The 17,096-nt window shown below is 57.6% G+C and carries 18 protein-coding genes; 9 read left to right on the plus strand and 9 right to left on the minus strand.

What is annotated here, in order from left to right; translation table 11 throughout:
• Positions 1-1,387: trimethylamine methyltransferase family protein (locus tag ACFDSS_RS08090; RefSeq protein WP_375255258.1), on the plus strand; the 1,387-nt coding region annotated here is incomplete at its 5' end.
• Here the strand turns inward: ACFDSS_RS08090 and ACFDSS_RS08095 are convergent.
• Entirely contained in the window at positions 1,384-1,680 is a 297-nt protein-coding gene (locus ACFDSS_RS08095) for a DUF6477 family protein (protein WP_375255259.1), read from the minus strand. The two genes, ACFDSS_RS08090 and ACFDSS_RS08095, sit on opposite strands and share 4 nt — an antisense overlap.
• 254 nt (positions 1,681-1,934) lie before the next feature.
• Between ACFDSS_RS08095 and ACFDSS_RS08100 the strand changes: the two genes are divergently transcribed.
• Both ACFDSS_RS08100 and lipA read left to right on the plus strand, forming a co-directional pair.
• Positions 1,935-3,047 (plus strand): DUF6456 domain-containing protein, encoded by a 1,113-nt coding sequence (locus ACFDSS_RS08100; protein WP_375255273.1) that lies wholly within the window; start codon positions 1,935-1,937, stop codon positions 3,045-3,047.
• A 98-nt stretch (positions 3,048-3,145) separates the two neighbouring features.
• Positions 3,146-4,105 carry a lipoyl synthase gene (lipA, locus tag ACFDSS_RS08105; protein WP_375255260.1) on the plus strand — a complete coding sequence of 320 codons (960 nt, stop codon included), beginning with the start codon at positions 3,146-3,148 and terminating at the stop codon, positions 4,103-4,105.
• Positions 4,106-4,107: 2 nt separating this feature from the next.
• Here the strand turns inward: lipA and ACFDSS_RS08110 are convergent, their stop codons facing one another.
• From ACFDSS_RS08110 to hpt, 4 genes are all read right to left on the minus strand, one after another.
• Positions 4,108-4,992, minus strand: a complete 885-nt coding sequence (locus ACFDSS_RS08110; protein ID WP_375255261.1) for a c-type cytochrome — start codon at positions 4,990-4,992, stop codon at positions 4,108-4,110.
• Between the two features lie 2 nt (positions 4,993-4,994).
• Positions 4,995-5,471 carry a c-type cytochrome gene (locus tag ACFDSS_RS08115; protein WP_375255262.1) on the minus strand — a complete coding sequence of 159 codons (477 nt, stop codon included), beginning with the start codon at positions 5,469-5,471 and terminating at the stop codon, positions 4,995-4,997.
• An 84-nt stretch (positions 5,472-5,555) separates the two neighbouring features.
• Positions 5,556-5,729 carry a hypothetical protein gene (locus ACFDSS_RS08120; RefSeq protein ID WP_375255263.1) on the minus strand — a complete coding sequence of 58 codons (174 nt, stop codon included), beginning with the start codon at positions 5,727-5,729 and terminating at the stop codon, positions 5,556-5,558.
• Complete coding sequence (gene hpt / locus ACFDSS_RS08125) at positions 5,726-6,271, minus strand: hypoxanthine phosphoribosyltransferase (protein WP_375255274.1); 546 nt, start codon at positions 6,269-6,271, stop codon at positions 5,726-5,728. Before hpt ends, ACFDSS_RS08120 begins: the two co-directional genes overlap by 4 nt.
• 85 nt (positions 6,272-6,356) lie before the next feature.
• Here hpt and ACFDSS_RS08130 point away from each other — a divergent pair, with 85 nt between their 5' ends.
• Positions 6,357-6,806, plus strand: coding sequence for a type II toxin-antitoxin system RatA family toxin (locus ACFDSS_RS08130; RefSeq protein WP_375255264.1), 450 nt, complete (start codon positions 6,357-6,359; stop codon positions 6,804-6,806).
• A gap of 108 nt (positions 6,807-6,914) precedes the next feature.
• Here the strand turns inward: ACFDSS_RS08130 and ACFDSS_RS08135 are convergent, their stop codons facing one another.
• The 4 genes from ACFDSS_RS08135 to ACFDSS_RS08150 all read right to left on the minus strand — a co-directional run bounded on the left by ACFDSS_RS08135 (position 6,915) and on the right by ACFDSS_RS08150 (position 10,359).
• Complete coding sequence (locus tag ACFDSS_RS08135; RefSeq protein WP_375255265.1) at positions 6,915-8,096, minus strand: ammonium transporter; 1,182 nt, start codon at positions 8,094-8,096, stop codon at positions 6,915-6,917.
• Positions 8,097-8,258: 162 nt separating this feature from the next.
• Positions 8,259-8,726, minus strand: coding sequence for a CinA family protein (locus tag ACFDSS_RS08140; RefSeq protein WP_375255266.1), 468 nt, complete (start codon positions 8,724-8,726; stop codon positions 8,259-8,261).
• The gene (locus tag ACFDSS_RS08145; RefSeq protein WP_375255267.1) at positions 8,723-9,229 is read right to left on the minus strand and encodes a phosphatidylglycerophosphatase A; all 507 of its coding nucleotides are present in this window, start codon (positions 9,227-9,229) and stop codon (positions 8,723-8,725) included. Before ACFDSS_RS08145 ends, ACFDSS_RS08140 begins: the two co-directional genes overlap by 4 nt.
• Entirely contained in the window at positions 9,226-10,359 is a 1,134-nt protein-coding gene (locus ACFDSS_RS08150; protein WP_375255268.1) for a bifunctional 2-C-methyl-D-erythritol 4-phosphate cytidylyltransferase/2-C-methyl-D-erythritol 2,4-cyclodiphosphate synthase, read from the minus strand. Before ACFDSS_RS08150 ends, ACFDSS_RS08145 begins: the two co-directional genes overlap by 4 nt.
• A 186-nt stretch (positions 10,360-10,545) precedes the next feature.
• Here ACFDSS_RS08150 and dusB point away from each other — a divergent pair, with 186 nt between their 5' ends.
• From dusB to ACFDSS_RS08175, 5 genes are all read left to right on the plus strand, one after another.
• Entirely contained in the window at positions 10,546-11,547 is a 1,002-nt protein-coding gene (dusB, locus tag ACFDSS_RS08155; protein WP_375255275.1) for a tRNA dihydrouridine synthase DusB, read from the plus strand.
• Complete coding sequence (locus ACFDSS_RS08160) at positions 11,544-12,620, plus strand: nitrogen regulation protein NR(II) (protein ID WP_375255269.1); 1,077 nt, start codon at positions 11,544-11,546, stop codon at positions 12,618-12,620. Before dusB ends, ACFDSS_RS08160 begins: the two co-directional genes overlap by 4 nt.
• Complete coding sequence (locus ACFDSS_RS08165) at positions 12,620-13,993, plus strand: response regulator (protein ID WP_375255270.1); 1,374 nt, start codon at positions 12,620-12,622, stop codon at positions 13,991-13,993. The genes ACFDSS_RS08160 and ACFDSS_RS08165 overlap by 1 nt, the downstream gene beginning before the upstream one ends.
• 120 nt (positions 13,994-14,113) lie before the next feature.
• Positions 14,114-16,345, plus strand: coding sequence for an ATP-binding protein (locus ACFDSS_RS08170; RefSeq protein WP_375255271.1), 2,232 nt, complete (start codon positions 14,114-14,116; stop codon positions 16,343-16,345).
• 7 nt (positions 16,346-16,352) lie between these two features.
• Positions 16,353-17,096: sigma-54-dependent transcriptional regulator (locus ACFDSS_RS08175; protein WP_375255272.1), on the plus strand; the 744-nt coding region annotated here is incomplete at its 3' end.

Here is a 17,096-nt window from a genome sequence, read left to right on the forward strand (position 1 = left end):
GCTCTTCCGATCTGTCCTGGCCGAAATTGGTGTGAATTTTGTGGACAATCCAGAGGCTTTGACGCGCTGGAAAGAAGCTGGCGCAGAGATCGACGGCGAACGTGTGCGTATCCCGCGCGGTTTGGCCCGCAAGCTGTGTGCGACCGCCCCCTCCGAATACACCCAACATGCCCGCAACCCAGACCGCAATGTTGTCGTAGGCGGCAAGAACCTGGTTCTTGCACCCGTCTATGGCCCGCCCTTTGTGCGCGATGCCGAAGGCGGCCGCCGCTATGCGACGATGGCCGATTTCGAAAAATTCGTGAAGCTGGGGTATATGTCCAAGTGGCTACACCATTCTGGTGGCACCGTCTGCGAACCCACCGATGTGGCCGTCAACAAGCGCCACCTTGATATGCTATTGGCGCATATGGTCTATAGCGATAAACCGTTTATGGGGTCTGTGACTGAGCCCAGCCGCGCCCAAGACAGCATTGAGATGTGTGAAATCCTTTTTGGGAAAGAGTTTGTCCGCGACAACACGGTGATGACCTCGCTTATCAACATCAACTCGCCGCTGACCTTTGACAGCATCATGATGGGCGCTTTGGAGGTTTTTGCGAAAAACAATCAGGCCTCGATCATAAGCCCATTCATTGTGGGCGGTGCGATGGCGCCTGTTTCCGTGGCGGGGACGTTGACGCAAGTCCTGGCGGAAGTCCTTGCAGGTGTGGCCTATAGCCAGATCGTGCGTCCCGGTTCACCTGTAGTGATGGGAACCTTTGTGACCTCGATCGACATGAACTCTGGCGCCCCGACCTTTGGCACGCCGGAGGCGTCGCATATCACCTACGGGGCCGGGCAGTTGGCACGGCGCTTGGGGCTGCCTTATCGGTCTGCGGGGTCATTTTGCGGCTCGAAATTGCCTGATGCCCAAGCCGCTTATGAAACCGCGAACAGCCTGAACATGGGGCTTTTGTCGGGTGTGAACTTCATGCTGCACAGTTGTGGCTGGCTGGAGGGCGGGCTTGTGGCCTCCTTTGAGAAATTCGTGATGGATGCCGATATGCTGGGCACATTGCACCACTTCGCCAAAGGCGTGGATATGTCTGAGAACGGGCAAGCCATAGGGGCAATCGAAGAAGTCGGCCCCGGTGGTCACTATCTGGGCTGCGAACACACGCAACAAAACTTCAAATCGGCCTTCTGGCGCTCCGATTTGTTTGACTATAAACCGTTTGAGACATGGGACGAGGAAGGCGCACGCGACACCCAGACGCTCGCCACTGCACGGGTCAAGAAATTGCTGGATACCTATCAGCAACCTGCACTTGATCCCCAGATTGAGGCCCGTTTGCGTGCTTATGTCGCCGACAAAAAGGCGAGTATGCCGGACGCTTTCACCTAAACAAGACGCAGGGCAGTGGCGCGCATCAGCTGCGCCTCGCCCAAGATGGCAATGAGTATTTCAACATGGTGCGAGGGGCGGTAATCGCCGGTTTTCGCCTGTCTGAGTGCATTCGACTCTGCCTCAAGATCAAGCAATTGCATCAATGCTGCACCATGTCGGGGCAGTCTCTCGCATTGTAGAATGCGACGCAAATGAACCTCCCGCCGGTATTCGTCCAATCCAAATCTGGCCGCGCGCGCAAGGAGTTTTGGGCGCTGCAATGTGGCGACGCGGGTCTGTAAATCAAGCATGTTATATCCGTCCTTTGGTCGAGAATGTGATCGCACCATCACACAACCTACGCGGGTGTTGCGTGATCGGGTCAATGACAGAACGCACCGGTTATATATTCTTATCATTCTGAAAGGAGGGTTGACGGACGATCTACATGGTTAACAATTAGATAACAATACATGTTGGGGTTGTGTAATGGCTTTGCAATGCTGCCACCTGGCCGCGCTTGCAATGGCGATGAATTTGGCAAAAGGGGAGAGGTGAGATGACCATGACACAAGGGCAAGTAACGTCGCATAAGTTTCCGCGCTGGGTGCCGGATGCGGCACGGCACTATCTTGTCCATACTGAAACCGGTGTCTCGATCCGGGCGGTTGCGCGGGCCAGCGATTGTCATCCCTCGACCGTCATGCGGCAGGTGCGCCGTTTTGAAGGGCGGCGCGATGATCCGCTGATTGATGCTGCCTTGACGTCGCTGTCAGAACACGTCGCAGCTTGTGATCTTGAACGAAAAAGGACCAATGACATGATGAATATCGCTTGCACACCGAAAGTACCTTCGCAGGGGCTGGGCCTCACACAGGCGCGGATAGATCAGGAGGCAAAGCGGATTTTGCGCCGTTTGTGCGAACAGGGCGCAGTTCTTGCGGTCGCACGTGAGATGGAAACGGCCGTTGTCGTGCGTGTCACGCCCCAAGGCGAGCAAGTGCGTACCGCTATCGTCGAGCGCGAGATTGCGCAGGCTATCGCGCTCAAAGACTGGATTACATGTCCTGATCCCGAAGGCCGGATTGCGCGCTACTTTATAACCAATACCGGGCGGGCCGCGTTGCGCCGCCTCACGGCGGCAGATGAAAACCGCGCCAGTGGTTTTGCAGAGATCCATGCCGATCCTGACAGTGATGCAGGCTGGGATATTGCCACTCTTGAAGGTGTCACACGTGCCCCGCTGCGCTATCAGACCACCGAAAGCCCGCTGGTGGGGCTGGCACGCCGCAAGGACCGTGACGGCAAACCCTTCTTGTCGCGCGATTTGGTCGCCGCAGGGGAACGGCTACGCGAGGATTATGAACTGGTCGAGGTTGGCATGGGCGGCGTAGAAAGCTGGGACAGTTTTATGACCGGAGACGGCCCTGACGCCACCGATGGCACGAAAGGTGCAGTCGACGCACACCGCCGCATCAAGGATGCGCTTGCCGATTTGGGACCGGGTCTGGGCGATGTAGTTTTGCGCTGCTGCTGCTTCCTTGAAGGGTTGGAGCAGACTGAAAAGAAGATGGGTTGGTCTGCGCGCTCTGGTAAAATCGTCCTGCGGATCGCCTTGCAGCGGCTGATGCGTCACTACGCAGAGACCCAGGGCCGCTTTGGTCCGATGATCGGCTAGACATGCGTGATATGCAGCCCCGTCATGCGCGCCACCGCGAACATTGGACAAAGGCCCACACCAACGCTAGGTAGGCTCTGACAAGATCGGAGCATCAAATGGCCACACGTGACCTGAAAATCCCCGCCCAGCGCCACCCCGAAAAGCAGCGCCGCCCGGACGCAGCGCAGCCAAAGAAGCCAGACTGGATCCGGGTGAAAGCGCCCGTATCGCAAGGGTACAAAGACACCCACAAGATCATGCGCGAACATAAATTGGTCACCGTCTGCGAAGAAGCCGGTTGCCCGAATGTGGGTGAATGCTGGTCCCAAGGTCACGCCACGATGATGATTATGGGAGAAGTCTGCACCCGTGCCTGCACTTTCTGCAACATCGCGACCGGCAAACCGCCGGAGGATCTGGATGTGTTTGAACCGGGCCGCGTTGCCGATGCGGTCAAGAAGCTTGGCCTCAATCATGTGGTCATCACATCCGTTGACCGCGACGATGTCGAAGATGGCGGCGCAGAGCATTTCGCCCAGACCATTCGTGCCATCCGTCGCCAGTCACCCAAGACAACAATCGAAATTCTGACACCTGACTTTATTCGCTGTAAGCCAAAGGTGCTTGAGATCGTGGTCGAAGCCCGCCCAGACGTGTTTAACCATAATCTTGAAACTGTGCCGGGCCTCTACCCCGAAGTGCGCCCCGGTGCGCGCTACTTCCATTCGCTGCGGCTCTTGCAGCGCGTCAAGGAACTTGACCCGACCATGTTCACAAAGTCCGGGATTATGGTTGGGCTGGGCGAAGACAAACAGGCCGTTACCCAGGTGATGGAAGATATGCGCGCCGCTGACATCGACTTTCTGACGATCGGCCAATATCTGCAACCTACACCCAAGCACCACAAAGTGGATCGCTTTGTGACACCAGAAGAATTCAAATCCTATGAAAAGACAGCTTTTAACAAGGGCTTCCTGATGGTGTCCTCGACCCCGCTGACGCGTTCATCCTACCACGCCGGCGATCACTTCGCTAAATTGCGTGCGGCGCGTCAAGAAAAGCTGGGTCTGGCGTAACCCTACTCGTTTGCGATGGCCGGAATTGCCTTGAGGTAAGCGGCCATAGCTGCGCGGTCTGCGTCGCTCAAGCGGGCCGTATTGCGCACAACAGCCGCCATTGATCCGCCTACCACATCAAATTCAGGCGTGAAGCCACTCTTGAGGTATTCGGAGATCTCAGGCTCTGACCAAGACAGGGCGCCGTCGGTAATGTTTGGGATACGGCCTTTGCCCGATGGGTTTGGCGCACCTGCCATCCAGTTGTCGTAGTCCAAACCACCAAGCGCTGTCCGTGGTGTGTGGCATTCCGCGCAGTGTCCCAATGCCTCCACCAGATAGCGGCCGCGGGTCAGTTCAGCTGTATCGGGGCTGTCAAGCACCCATTCGGTTGAGACAAACAGCGCCTTCCATACCCCCAAAGCAATCCGTTGATTAAAGGGGAAGGCCAACTCATGCGGCGCATTTGGTTTATCGGAGGCGGGAAGGGTCCGCAGGTAGGCTATCAGGTCAGCGACATCCTGCAGCGTCGCCTTGTTATATGCGGTGTAGGGAAGGGCGGGATAAAGATGTGCGCCATCTCGCCCCACACCGGCCAAAATCGCTGAGGCCAGTTCAAGATCGCTCCAATTGCCGACGCCATACGTGTCATCGCTTGAGATATTTGGGGCGACGAAAGTTCCAAAGTCGCTCACAAACCGCTGACCGCCAGTCAATAGACCAGCAGGTCCATCGATTGCGGCGTGACAAGAGGCACAACCCGCTGCGGCAAATACCAACGCGCCATTGTCTAGATTAGGTACAAGCCCGGCGAGCGCATCGTCCGGCAAAGGGTGCGGCCGGGTGGCAAACCAGCCGACCACAACGCCCACAATGACGAGCAACAAGATCCCGCGCAGGGCTTTCATATCTAGTTGCGTGGCACGCGATACGCCTCATGACAGGCGCCGCAGGACTGGCCGACGGGACCAAAAGCGGCGCGCAGGGCATCAACACCGTCACCTGCAACGGCGGCGAGCGCAGCAGAGGTCGTCTCAAGCGCGGTTTTCTTTGCCAGATAACCTTCCATGTCGATGAAAATCTCTGGTTTGGCGCGACTTCCTTCAACGCGGCTATCGGTGCCTTCAACCCAATAGCGTGTCTGATCGAGGCCTGCCAATGCGGCAAGATTGGTCGCGGCAGTCGTAGCGACCCCGGCGTCATATGGCATCTTATTCTGCGCCATCGCGCCGAGCGGGGCGAGGTTGAAGCCATAAAGCCCCATTTGTGCCTGACGCGCATCCATCGCGCGTTGTTGGTCTTGGGTCAGGTGGCTGCCGGCATAAGCCGCACCTGAAACAGTGATCGCCAGAGCGGCAGCGAAAGTGGTAATTTTTTGAAAGGGCATGCGGTATATCCTCAAATGGTTGCGGGTATTGATATAAACCCTAGCGTTTCGTGGCCTGCGGTCAATTGACGCTGAAGTGAAGCGCTACCGAATGCCCCGAATATTGTTGGGTGTCAGCGCGTCGGGCCAGCCCCAGAGCGTCTCGATGCCGTAAAGGATCAGCGCGATTGCGATGATCCCAGCCGCGAACCTGATCTTGGCGGACGACGGTGGGTTCTGCGCCCACCGCTTCATCATCAAAAGCCAACGGGGGTTCATGCGGGGTTCGTGAAACGCACCTTGCCGATGAACGGCAGGTTGCGGTTGCGTTGGCCGTAATCAATCCCGTAACCCACGACAAATTCATCGGGGATCTCAAATCCGGTCCAGAAAGCCTTGAAGTCCACTTCCCGGCGGGAGGGCTTGTCCAACAAGGCAATCGACTTTAATCGCGCCGGTTTGCGCGTCAGCAGCAATTGCGTGACATGGCTGAGCGTGTGGCCGGTGTCCACGATGTCCTCGACCACCAGCACATCACGCCCTTCGATCTGGCCGCGCAGGTCTTTGAGGATACGGACCTCGCGGCTGCTTTCCATACCGTCGCCATACGAAGAGGCTTCAAGAAAATCGACTTCTACCGGCAAGTCCAGTTCACGCACCAGATCGGCGATGAAAACGAAGGAGCCGCGCAGCAGTCCCACGACAACCAACTTATCTGTTTTACTGAATTCGGCCTTGATTTCGCTCGCCAGTTCTTCGATCCGCGCGGCAATCGATTTGGCACTAATCATGGTGTCGATAACATAGGGTGGGTGCGACATTGGGGCCTCGGCAAGTGATTTGTGGTTGATTTCTTCGGCGTAGTTTACGACATCCGTAGCGCAAGTCACCCGCGAAAGACCCTCAATGCCGCGCCACGCCGAGACAAAATTTCTGCCCTACACAGCACAGCAGATGTACGACCTGGTGGCGGACGTCGGCAGTTACCCCAAGTTTCTGCCCTGGACTGTTGCGGCCCGCGTCCGCAGCGTGACGGATAGGGGGGATCATAAGGTGATGCTCGCTGATCTGGTGATTTCGTTCAAAGTCTTCCGCGAGAAATTCGGCAGCCGCGTGTTGCTTTGGCCCAAGGAGATGAAGATCGACACGGCCTATCTGGATGGCCCTGTGCGGCACCTGGAAAGCGAATGGCGCTTTCGGGAGGTCGCAGGCGGCTGTGAAGTCTCGTTCGAAGTTGATTTCGAATTCAAAAGCCGTCTATTACAAGGGGCGGCGGGCATATTTTTCAATGAGGCGATGCAACACGTGGTGCGGTCGTTTGAGCGCCGTGCCGCAGAGCTTTACCCGAAAACCTAGACGTCGGTTTAATTGGCTGTTGCCGGAGCCTCCGGCAGGAGTTTTTTGGCCAAGATGAAGCAGGGTGGTCCCCCCCCCCCCCTTGACGGGCGGGGGGGACCGATCTTCCTAGCTGTTGAATTCATAGGCGCGTTCGCCGTGAACGCTGAGATCGAGCCCGGTCGTTTCGGTGTCTTCGTCAACACGCAGCGGTGTGATTGCCTTGCAGATGAAGATCAGCGCGATTGTACCGACAATGGTGTAGCCGCCCACAATCGCAAGGCTGCCCAATTGCGCGGCCCATGCGCCCGCGCCGAAGACCGCGATCATCAAGGAGCCAAAGATACCGCCGACACCGTGGACTGCGAAAACATCCAATGTGTCGTCGATCGACAGCTTGTTGCGAATAAAGTTGACGGCTTCCTGACAAAGGATACCGGCCACCGAGCCGATAAACAGGGCCTCAACCGGCCCAACAAAACCGGATGCCGGTGTGATTGAGGCCAAGCCTGCAATCGTGCCTGTCACCATGCCCACCAGTGAGGCTTTGCCGAACTTGAACCGTTCCCACAGCGCCCATGTCAGTGAGCCCGCAGCCGCTGAGATATGCGTCACCGTCAGCGCCATGGCGGCCCCGCCGTCTGCGGCCAATTGTGATCCGCCGTTAAAGCCGAACCAGCCGACCCACAGCATTGCGGCACCGATCATCACCATGCCGGGGTTATGGGGTGGTTTGCTCGAATCGCGCCGTGCGCCAAGGAAGATCGCAAGGATCAAGGCAGCCAGACCTGCGGTTTCATGCACCACAATGCCGCCTGCGAAGTCACGCACCCCAACGTCACCGAAAATGCCGCCATCCGACAGCATTCCGCCGCCCCAGACCCAATGCACAACAGGCGCATAGACGATCAGCATCCAAAGCCCCGAAAAGAGCAGCACGAAGCCAAAGCCGATGCGTTCCACATAGGCGCCCACAATCAAGGCAGGGGTGATGATGGCAAAGGTCATCTGGAAGGCGAAGAAGAGGACTTCGGGCAATGTGCCCGACAATGTATCAGCCGTGATCCCCGCCAGAAACATCTTGTCCGAACCGCCCCAAAAACCGCTGGTGCCGGACCCGAATGCAATGGAGTAGCCGAAGGCAAACCAGAGAATGCTCATCAGGCAGGCGATTGCGTAGCATTGCATAAAGACGCTCAACACATTGCGCGCCCGCACCAACCCGCCATAAAACAGCGCCAGCCCCGGCAATGTCATAAACAGTACAAGTGCCGTGGCCACAATGATCCACGCTGTATCCGCTCCGTTCATAGTCGTATTCCTTCGTCTTGAATTTATCCCTGCGCTTAAGGCGGGATTCGATCTGCTGAAGAAATATGCAACGGGTCAAATATGTGCTTATTTTGAAAGCAATCTGCACATTGCGTAAATATTAGGCGCTTTTGGACTCTAATGTGCAAATAAATTGCAGTTTCAGGTTAACGCTTCCAACAGCAATGTCAGCGCGTGGTCTTTGGCGTTGATGCGCACCTGCGCCCGCCCGATGGCGCCAAACTCCACGGTCTGGGCCGTTGTGGCATCGGACATGGCGAGGCCAAAGCAAACTCTGCCTTCGGGTTTGCTGTCTGATCCCGCTGGGCCCGCGATTCCCGTGACCGAGATCGCGACGTCAGCGTTTGACCGCGCCAAGGCGCCGCGCGCCATTTCGCGCGCAATTGCTTCTGAAACAGCCCCGTGCGCGTCGAGCGTCGCTTGGTTGACGCCCAAAAGTTCGACCTTTGCTGCATTCGTATAGGTGACAAAACCCCGATCAAAAATGGCAGAACTGCCCGCGATATCGGTAATGGCCGCACTGACCATACCGCCCGTGCAGCTTTCCGCAGTCGCGATCATCACGCCCTTGGCGCGTGCCAGCGTCAGCAGGCGCTCAGCCAGGCTCATGCCGGGTTCACATTGGCAAGGAAGCCCATATGTGCCCACCATGCCAGAAGGCCCACGCCGATTGCCGCAAAGATGCCCGCGATGACGTCGTCCAGCATGACGCCCGTGGGTCCATGCATGCGATCTGCCCAGCCAACAGGTCCCAATTTTGTGATATCAAAGAGCCGGAAAAGGGCGAACGCCGCGACCCAACCGGGCCAAAGCGCCAATATATCGGCCTCAGCACGCGCAGCTCCGAAAGCGACGGGGAGGAGCGCAATCCATTGGCCGCACACCTCATCAATGACAATTTCGGATGGGTCGTGGTCATCTTTGCCTGCGGTCTCCACACCTGTCGCCCAGACACCCAGGACATAGGCAAGCACGGCACCGGCCAGCAGGCCCCAAGGTCCCACAACCAGATAGACCGCCCAGCCTGTTGGCAGTGCCGCCAGCGATCCCCATGTGCCGGGTGCGGGGCGCAAGTGGCCCACGTAAAAGAATGTTGCGATCATATGTGTCATGGCTTGACCAATGTCACTGTCGCCAGAGCGGCAATGCCTTCTTCGCGGCCTGTAAAGCCCAAACGCTCGGATGTGGTGGCTTTCACGCTGATCCGGTCGCTTTGCAGGCCCATATAGGCGGCCATCACCGCCTTCATCTGCGCTTGATGCGGGCCAACCTTGGGGAACTCACAGACCAATGTGCAATCTGCGTTACTGATCTGATAGCCCTGTTCGGCGGCCAGTGCGACCGCATGCTCCAGAAAGATATGACTGGCTGCACCCTTCCAATGCGGGTCTGACGGGGGGAAATGCTGCCCGATGTCGCCCATCCCAAGCGCGCCATAGATCGCATCCGTGACCGCGTGCATCCCGACGTCGGCATCAGAATGCCCTTTCAGGCTGCGCGTATGCGGAACCGCGACACCGCAAAGCCAAACCGCATTGCCCGGTCCAAAGCGATGAACGTCATAGCCATTGCCCACACGGATATCCATTGCATTCCCAAGCAGTCTTTCGGCCCGCGCGAAATCGGCAGGCGTTGTGATTTTGATATTGTCTTCATCGCCTGCCACGATGGCCACGTCCAGCCCTGCCGCGCGGGCAACGGCAACATCGTCGGTTTCGTCACCACTGGATTGGGCGTGGGCTCTGCGCAGCGGGTCAAGTGCGAAGCCTTGCGGGGTCTGCGCGCGAAAGAGGCCATCGCGCGGCTGTCCGCCCTGCACCTGTCCATCCGCACCATACCAAAGTGTGTCGGTGACCGCGAGGGCAGGTACGGCCCCTTCATGGGTTTCAAGTGCGCCAAGGATGCGGTCAATCAGCTCGTGGGTCACAAGCGGGCGCGCGGCATCATGGATCAGAAGATGGCTGGTTTGTCTATCCACCGCAGCAAGCCCAGCCGCGACCGAGGCTGCGCGCGTCTCGCCACCCTCCACAACCGTGATGTCAAACCCGCGCGGCCATCGGTCTGTGGCGATATCATAAGGGTGTAACACTAGCACGATGTCGTGAATTTTCGGATGGGAGGCAAATTGCGCGATGGCATATGCGGCCACGGGTTTGCCCGCGATATGCTGCCATTGTTTGGGCAAGTCACCGCCCGCACGGGTGCCGCGTCCGGCGGCGACGATAATGGCGGCTGTGCGCATTTGGGTCAGTCCTCTTTTAGGGACAGGTTTAGGCATGTGAGCGCGCAGGTTCAATTCGTCAGTTTTTCGACAATAATGCCTAAAAAACAGGCATACGCTAATTTATCGGGATAAAGGGAGGAGGCTTTGGTTGAGGACGGGGCGATTTCGACCTATCTCAGAGCGTAGTGTACAAACCATAAGCGACTGACTGTTCCATTGGTATCCAACGAATCCCTTCAGATCGGAGATCTGGTTTTGACCCCGCCTGTGGCGCTTGCTCCGCTTGCGGGGATTACAGATTTGCCGTTTCGCCAGCTCGTTGCATCCTTCGGCGCCGGGTGGGTGGTAAGCGAAATGGTCGCGAGCCAGGAAATGGTGCAAGCCAAGCCCGGTGTACGTGAACGCGCCGAATTGGGCTACGATCAGGCCGGTACAGCCGTACAGATTGCCGGCCGCGACGCCTATTGGATGGCCGAGGCGGCGCGGATGATCGAAGCCAATGGTGCCGCCTTCATCGACATCAATATGGGTTGCCCGGCCAAGAAGGTGACGAACGGATATTCCGGTTCGGCCTTGTTGCGCACACCAGATCACGCCTTGTCTTTGATCGCAGCCGTGGTTGATGCGGTCAAAATACCGGTAACACTCAAAACCCGTCTCGGCTGGGATGATGCCACACTGAATGCCGCTAACGTGGCCAAACGGGCGCAGGATGCGGGCATTCAACTGGTGACAATCCATGCCCGCACACGCTGTCAGTTCTACAGGGGCGCTGCCGATTGGGCCGCGATCCGGCAGATCAAAGACGCCGTCAGCATTCCTGTGATCGCCAATGGGGACATCATCGACAATGCCTCTGCCAGACAGGCGCTGGTGGCATCGGGCGCGGATGGCGTGATGATCGGGCGGGGCGCCCAGGGGCGCCCTTGGGCCTTGGCACAGGTGGCGGCAGCGCTCTATGACACAGCGGCGCCTGTTATTCCTGCGGGCAACAAACTGATCGCGATGGTCTGTGCGCATTATGAAGCGATGCTGTCATTTTACGGGGTCGAACTGGGGCGCAAGACAGCGCGCAAGCATTTGGGCTGGTATATGGATCACGCCGGCACTGATCCTGCGCTGCGCCGTGCGGTGCTGACCGAAGCCACCCCTGCAAAGGTTCTGCAACTTCTTCAAAACGCATTCGATCTGGAGGTCGCGGCATGATTTTGGGCCAAGCACTCTGGTCGTCTTTGCCGGTCCCATCATTGATGCTGGATGGCGATGACCTCATCACCATGAGCAACCCGGCGGCGGAAAGTTTTCTCAACCTGTCGACCAAGGCGCTTCTGGGGCAAAAATTCTGGGAAAAAGTGATGATCGATGCGCCGCTGGAAGCGCCCTTTGCACGCGCGCGCACAAATCGTACATCGCTCTTTGTGAATGACGTCGACGTCGGCAGTGGGGAGCGGGCGCCGAAACTTTGCAACATCCAGTTTTCACCTTTGCAGGGCAGCGAAGACCAAATGATCGTGATGATTAGCCCGCGTGAGATTGCCAGCCGCATCAATCAAAACCACACCACCGCAAAAGCTGCGAAATCTGCAATTGGGATGGCAGAGATGCTGGCCCATGAAATCAAGAACCCGCTGGCCGGCATCACCGGGGCGGCACAGCTCCTTTCTATGGGGCTTTCAACTGAAGATCAGGAAATGACCGATCTGATCGTGGAGGAAAGCCGCCGCATCGTGAAACTGCTGGAACAGGTCGAACAATTCGGCAATCTGCGCCCGCCGGTGCTGAAACCCGTCAACATCCATGATGTGCTGGACCGCGCGCGGCAGTCCGCTGCGGTCGGTTTTGGTGCGCATATGCTGTTTGTCGAGGAATACGACCCGTCTTTGCCGCAAACCATGGCGGACGGGGATCAGTTGCTTCAGGTCTTTTTGAACCTCATCAAAAATGCGTCCGAGGCCTGCCAAGAGGCGGGCACGATCAGGTTGCGCACGTTCTACGACGCCTCTTTGCGGGTACGCCGTTCTGATGGAACGCAAGCGCGACTACCTTTGCAGGTCGAAATAGTCGACGACGGCCCCGGCCTCCCACCAGAGATTTCGGACGATATATTTGAGCCCTTTGTGTCTGGGCGTGACAATGGCACCGGGCTTGGGCTGGCTTTGGTATCAAAACTGATCGGCGACGCAGGCGGCTGGATTTCGGTCGACAGCGTGCCGAGAAAGACTGTATTTCGCGTGTCTTTGCCCATTGCCCCCACAACAAGTGAATTAGGAGAAGACTGATGGACGGGACTGTTCTTGTTGCCGACGATGACCGCACGATCCGCACCGTGCTGACCCAAGCCCTGACGCGCGCGGGTTGCAAGGTACATGCCACGTCGTCACTGGTCACGCTGATGCGCTGGGTTGACGAGGGTAAAGGCGATCTGGTGATCTCTGACGTCGTGATGCCAGATGGCAATGGTCTGGAACAATTGCCCGAAATCGCAAAGGCGAGGCCCGGCTTGCCGGTGATCGTGATCTCTGCACAAAACACGATCATGACCGCCATCCAAGCCGCAGAGGCAGATGCCTACGACTATTTGCCAAAACCGTTCGATTTGCCTGATCTGATGAAACGCGCCGCCCGTGCGTTGGAGATCAAGCGCCGTGCGCCCGTCACCCGGTCTGCTGATGTCACGGCTACTGAACAGGGGGGGGATCTGCCATTGGTGGGCCGTACCGCCGTGATGCAAGCGCTTTACCGATTGGTGGCGCGCGTGATGAACACGCAATTGCCCGTACTCATCACCGGCGAAAGCGGTACTGGCAAGTCGCTGATTGCGCGCGCCGTGCATGACTTTTCGGACCGCCGCAGCCTGCCATTTGTGGTCGTTTCAGCGACGGATCTGGAAGGCATGGACGGGCCGTCAACGGTGTTGCGTCGCGCCAAAGGTGGCTCGATTCTGTTTGATGAGGTCAGTGACCTGACAGAGCCGGCCCAAGGCCGGATTGTGCGCATGTTGGACAGTCTGGACGAAAATGCACCACGGATCATGGCCACGTCGCAGTCCGATCTGATGGCCCGTATGGAAGATGGGGCATTCCGGGAGGATCTGTTTTACCGTCTTGGTGGGGTGACCGTCGATGTGCCGTCACTGCGCGAACGGGTTGATGACATTCCGCTTCTGGCGGAACATTTTCTCGCGCGCGCTGAACGCGACGGGGCGCCAATACGCCGATTTGGCGACGCTGCGATTGATCTGGTGCGGGCCTATAGCTGGCCCGGCAACGTCCGCCAGTTGGAAAATGCGGTGCGCCGCCTTGTCTTTACCTCTGCCGAAGAAGAGATCACCCGCAGCGAGGTAGAGCTTGTGCTTGGCAACCAGCCTGCGATTGAACCTTTGCGCTCTGGCGGTGATGGTGAAAAGCTGAGTGCCAGTGTCGCCAAACACCTGCGCCGCTACTTTGATCTTCATGGCGGTGTGTTACCACCGCCGGGACTCTACAACCGGATTTTAAAGGAAGTCGAAGGCCCGCTGATTGAGATTGCGCTTGATGCAACGGGGGGAAATCAGGCGAAATGCGCCGATTTACTTGGGATCAACCGCAACACATTGCGCAAGAAGATTACAGACCTTGATATCCGCGTGACTCGCCGTCGCAAATTGATGTAAAACCGCAACATAACCGTGGCGCGCTTACGTCAGTTTGCGGAATGCCATGTCGATAAAGCGGTACCGTGGGGGGAACCCCGCCTCAATTACAGGGCAATGCGCGTGCAGCGGACCCTCTTGATGTTGAATTTCGGACGTCTTAGCCGCTGGCTAAGCCTCAGACGTGTCCAAAGAGGATTAACCACGGCGCTTGTGGTGGCAGGACCGGTTCTGGCGTTTCTGACTTATGTGGTTGTTGGCCCGCTGGATCGGGGGGCGTCATCGCTGACCTTGCGGCTGATTTTGCTGCTGGATTTGATTTATGTCCTGATCGTGGCCGCACTTGTCATGCGGCAGGTGGCGCGGATTATTGCGGCAAGACGCGCACGTTCTGCGGGATCACAACTTGCAGTCCGTCTGACGGGGGTGTTTGCGCTTTCGGCTCTGATCCCCACTGTGCTGGTGGCGTTCTTTTCGGTGACACTGATCTCGATTGCTTTGGATGGGTTGTTCTCGGAACCGGTCGGCAATGTGTTGCAAACATCGCTGACGACGGCGCAGGCCTATGAGGAAGAACATAGACGCGAATTGACCCGTGACGCGCAAGGCCTGGCGGCATTCCTGAACCGGGAGCGGCAGGGCAATCTTTTCATGGATGACGGGGAAGTGCGGCGCGCTTTGGGGGATGTGCAAACCCAGATCGAGCGCAGCCTGACCGAAGCTTTCGTGATCGACGGGCTGGGCAATATTGCCGCACGCGGTGCGCAGTCTTATGAGTTCTACTATGAGCGTCCGACGGTGGCGCAATTTGCAACGGCGCAGGAAACCGGACTCGCGCTGATCCAGGACTTACGTAACAATGAATTTCGCGCATTGGTCCCGCTGCAGGCCTTCCGCGATCGATATCTCTATGTGACGCGCGCCGTGGATGGCACAGTGATTTCATTGCTGGATGACACCACCGAAACTGTTGCCCAATATGATGCGCTTTCCAATGAACGCGGTCGGCTGTTGTTTCAGTTTGGCCTGCTCTATATGGGGTTCGCGGTGATCCTCATCCTGGGTGCGATCTGGGGGGGGTTGTGGTTTGCGGAGCGGCTGTCGCGGCCTGTGGGGCGGTTGGTATCGGCCTCGCAACGGGTTGGTGCGGGCGATCTGGACGTGCGTGTGATCGAAGACGCTGGCGATGATGAGATCTCGCAACTTGGCAATTACTTCAACCAGATGACCACGCAGCTCAAAGCCCAGCGCGATCAGCTTCTGGAAAGCCACCAGACAACGGAACGACGTGGACGACTGTTCGATTCTGTGCTGCGCTCTGTGACCTCTGGTGTGGTGGGGTTGGACCCCGGTGGGCGCGTAACCTTCGTGAACCCATCTGCAAAGCGGCTTCTGTCGGTGCTTGGTGAGCAGGCGGATACCGCTTTGACCGTGGCCGTGCCAGAATTTGCCGATCTCTTTGAGGCCGTGCGCATCAGCGATCGTGAAAGTGTTCAGGATCAGATCAACCTCACACGGCGCGGCCAACAGGAAAGCCTGTTGGTGCGGATGTCGGAGCGGCGCAATGCCGATGGCGCGCTCGAAGGCTATGTTGTGGCCTTTGACGACGTCACCGATCTGGTGAGCGCGCAGCGGATGGCCGCATGGGGTGATGTGGCGCGCAGGATTGCGCATGAAATCAAAAACCCACTGACACCGATCCAACTCTCGGCCGAACGGATCAAACGCAAATTCTACAGCCAGGTCGGGCATGACAGCGACAAATTGGAACAAATGACGGATGTGATTGTGCGCCAAACCAATGATCTGCGTCGGATTGTGGATGATTTCGCGAAATTTGCGCGGATGCCTGAACCGGAGCTCAAGCGCAATGATCTGACGCAACTGGTGCATGACGCCTTGTCACTGCAAATCGCAGGCCAGCCCGACGTGCATTTCGCTGCCAGCATTCCCGATGACATTGTCACCGTCGATATGGATGGCACGATGATTGGGCAGGCGCTGACAAATCTGCTCAAGAACGCGGGCGAGGCGACTGAAACCTATGCCAAAAAATACGGTGATGCAGACTATGTGCCGCAAATCCAGTTGCGAATGTCCACGCATGATCGGCACGTCACGATCAAGATTTCCGACAATGGGATCGGCCTGCCAGAGGATCGGATGCGCCTCTTTGAGCCCTATGTGACAACCCGCGACAAGGGTACCGGACTTGGCCTGCCAATTGTCAAAAAGATCATCGAAGAACATGGCGGTACGTTGACGTTGACCGACGCGGAAATCTTTGACGGCCAATCGCACGCGGGGGCTTGCGCAATTATTAAATTACCCGTTGTCTTGTCGGACACGCGGGCCACAAAAATACCAGCATGAGGTAACTATGGGCGATATTCTGATAACAGATGATGAACGCGACATTCGCGAGCTGATCTCAGAAATCTTGATAGATGAAGGGTTTACAACCCGTCTTGCAGGGACGTCAGACGCGTGTATGGCCCAGATCGCGGCAGAGCCGCCTGCGCTGATGATCCTCGATATCTGGCTGAAAGACAGCAATATGGACGGGATTGATATTCTCAAGTCCGTCAAGCGCGACTACCCGGATGTGCCGATTGTGATTATCTCCGGCCACGGCAATATCGAAATCGCCGTCGCGGCCATCAAGCAGGGTGCCTACGACTTCATCGAGAAGCCTTTCAATATCGACCAGCTTCTGGTCGTTATCCGACGCGCGATGGAAACATCACGCCTGCGCCGCGAGAACGTGCAGCTCAAACGCGGTGAGCATCAAAGCACAGAGATGATTGGCGACAGCGCGGCCTTCCGCGCGTTGAAATCGCACCTCGACAAGGTGACCAATTCCAACGGTCGTGTGATGCTGACTGGCCCTGCGGGTGCTGGCAAGGAGATCGCTGCCCGCTATATCCATGCCAATTCCAACCGGGCCAGTGCGCCTTTTGTGACTGTCAGTTCCGCCTCGGTTGAGCCTGAACGGATGGAAGAGGTGCTGTTTGGCCGTGACGTTGCCGGACGCGGGGTCGAGCCGGGCCTGTTGGAAGAAGCCAATGGCGGCGTGATCTATTTCGACGAAGTTGCCGACATGCCACTTGGGACGCAGTCCAAA

Origin of the sequence: Yoonia sp. (assembly GCF_042093035.1) — a bacterium.
Lineage (GTDB): Bacteria > Pseudomonadota > Alphaproteobacteria > Rhodobacterales > Rhodobacteraceae > Yoonia.

Coding starts and splice junctions, on each gene's coding strand:
- ACFDSS_RS08110 (WP_375255261.1), bottom strand. CDS start 4,992: ATGAAAGCCCTGCGCGGGATCTTGTTGCTCGTCATTGTGGGCGTTGTG.
- ACFDSS_RS08170 (WP_375255271.1), top strand. CDS start 14,114: ATGTTGAATTTCGGACGTCTTAGCCGCTGGCTAAGCCTCAGACGTGTC.
- ACFDSS_RS08145 (WP_375255267.1), bottom strand. CDS start 9,229: ATGACACATATGATCGCAACATTCTTTTACGTGGGCCACTTGCGCCCC.
- ACFDSS_RS08165 (WP_375255270.1), top strand. CDS start 12,620: ATGGACGGGACTGTTCTTGTTGCCGACGATGACCGCACGATCCGCACC.
- ACFDSS_RS08115 (WP_375255262.1), bottom strand. CDS start 5,471: ATGCCCTTTCAAAAAATTACCACTTTCGCTGCCGCTCTGGCGATCACT.
- ACFDSS_RS08140 (WP_375255266.1), bottom strand. CDS start 8,726: ATGAGCCTGGCTGAGCGCCTGCTGACGCTGGCACGCGCCAAGGGCGTG.
- ACFDSS_RS08150 (WP_375255268.1), bottom strand. CDS start 10,359: ATGCGCACAGCCGCCATTATCGTCGCCGCCGGACGCGGCACCCGTGCG.
- ACFDSS_RS08095 (WP_375255259.1), bottom strand. CDS start 1,680: ATGCTTGATTTACAGACCCGCGTCGCCACATTGCAGCGCCCAAAACTC.
- ACFDSS_RS08120 (WP_375255263.1), bottom strand. CDS start 5,729: ATGAACCCCCGTTGGCTTTTGATGATGAAGCGGTGGGCGCAGAACCCA.
- lipA (WP_375255260.1), top strand. CDS start 3,146: ATGGCCACACGTGACCTGAAAATCCCCGCCCAGCGCCACCCCGAAAAG.
- ACFDSS_RS08135 (WP_375255265.1), bottom strand. CDS start 8,096: ATGAACGGAGCGGATACAGCGTGGATCATTGTGGCCACGGCACTTGTA.
- ACFDSS_RS08130 (WP_375255264.1), top strand. CDS start 6,357: ATGCCGCGCCACGCCGAGACAAAATTTCTGCCCTACACAGCACAGCAG.
- hpt (WP_375255274.1), bottom strand. CDS start 6,271: ATGTCGCACCCACCCTATGTTATCGACACCATGATTAGTGCCAAATCG.
- ACFDSS_RS08100 (WP_375255273.1), top strand. CDS start 1,935: ATGACACAAGGGCAAGTAACGTCGCATAAGTTTCCGCGCTGGGTGCCG.
- ACFDSS_RS08160 (WP_375255269.1), top strand. CDS start 11,544: ATGATTTTGGGCCAAGCACTCTGGTCGTCTTTGCCGGTCCCATCATTG.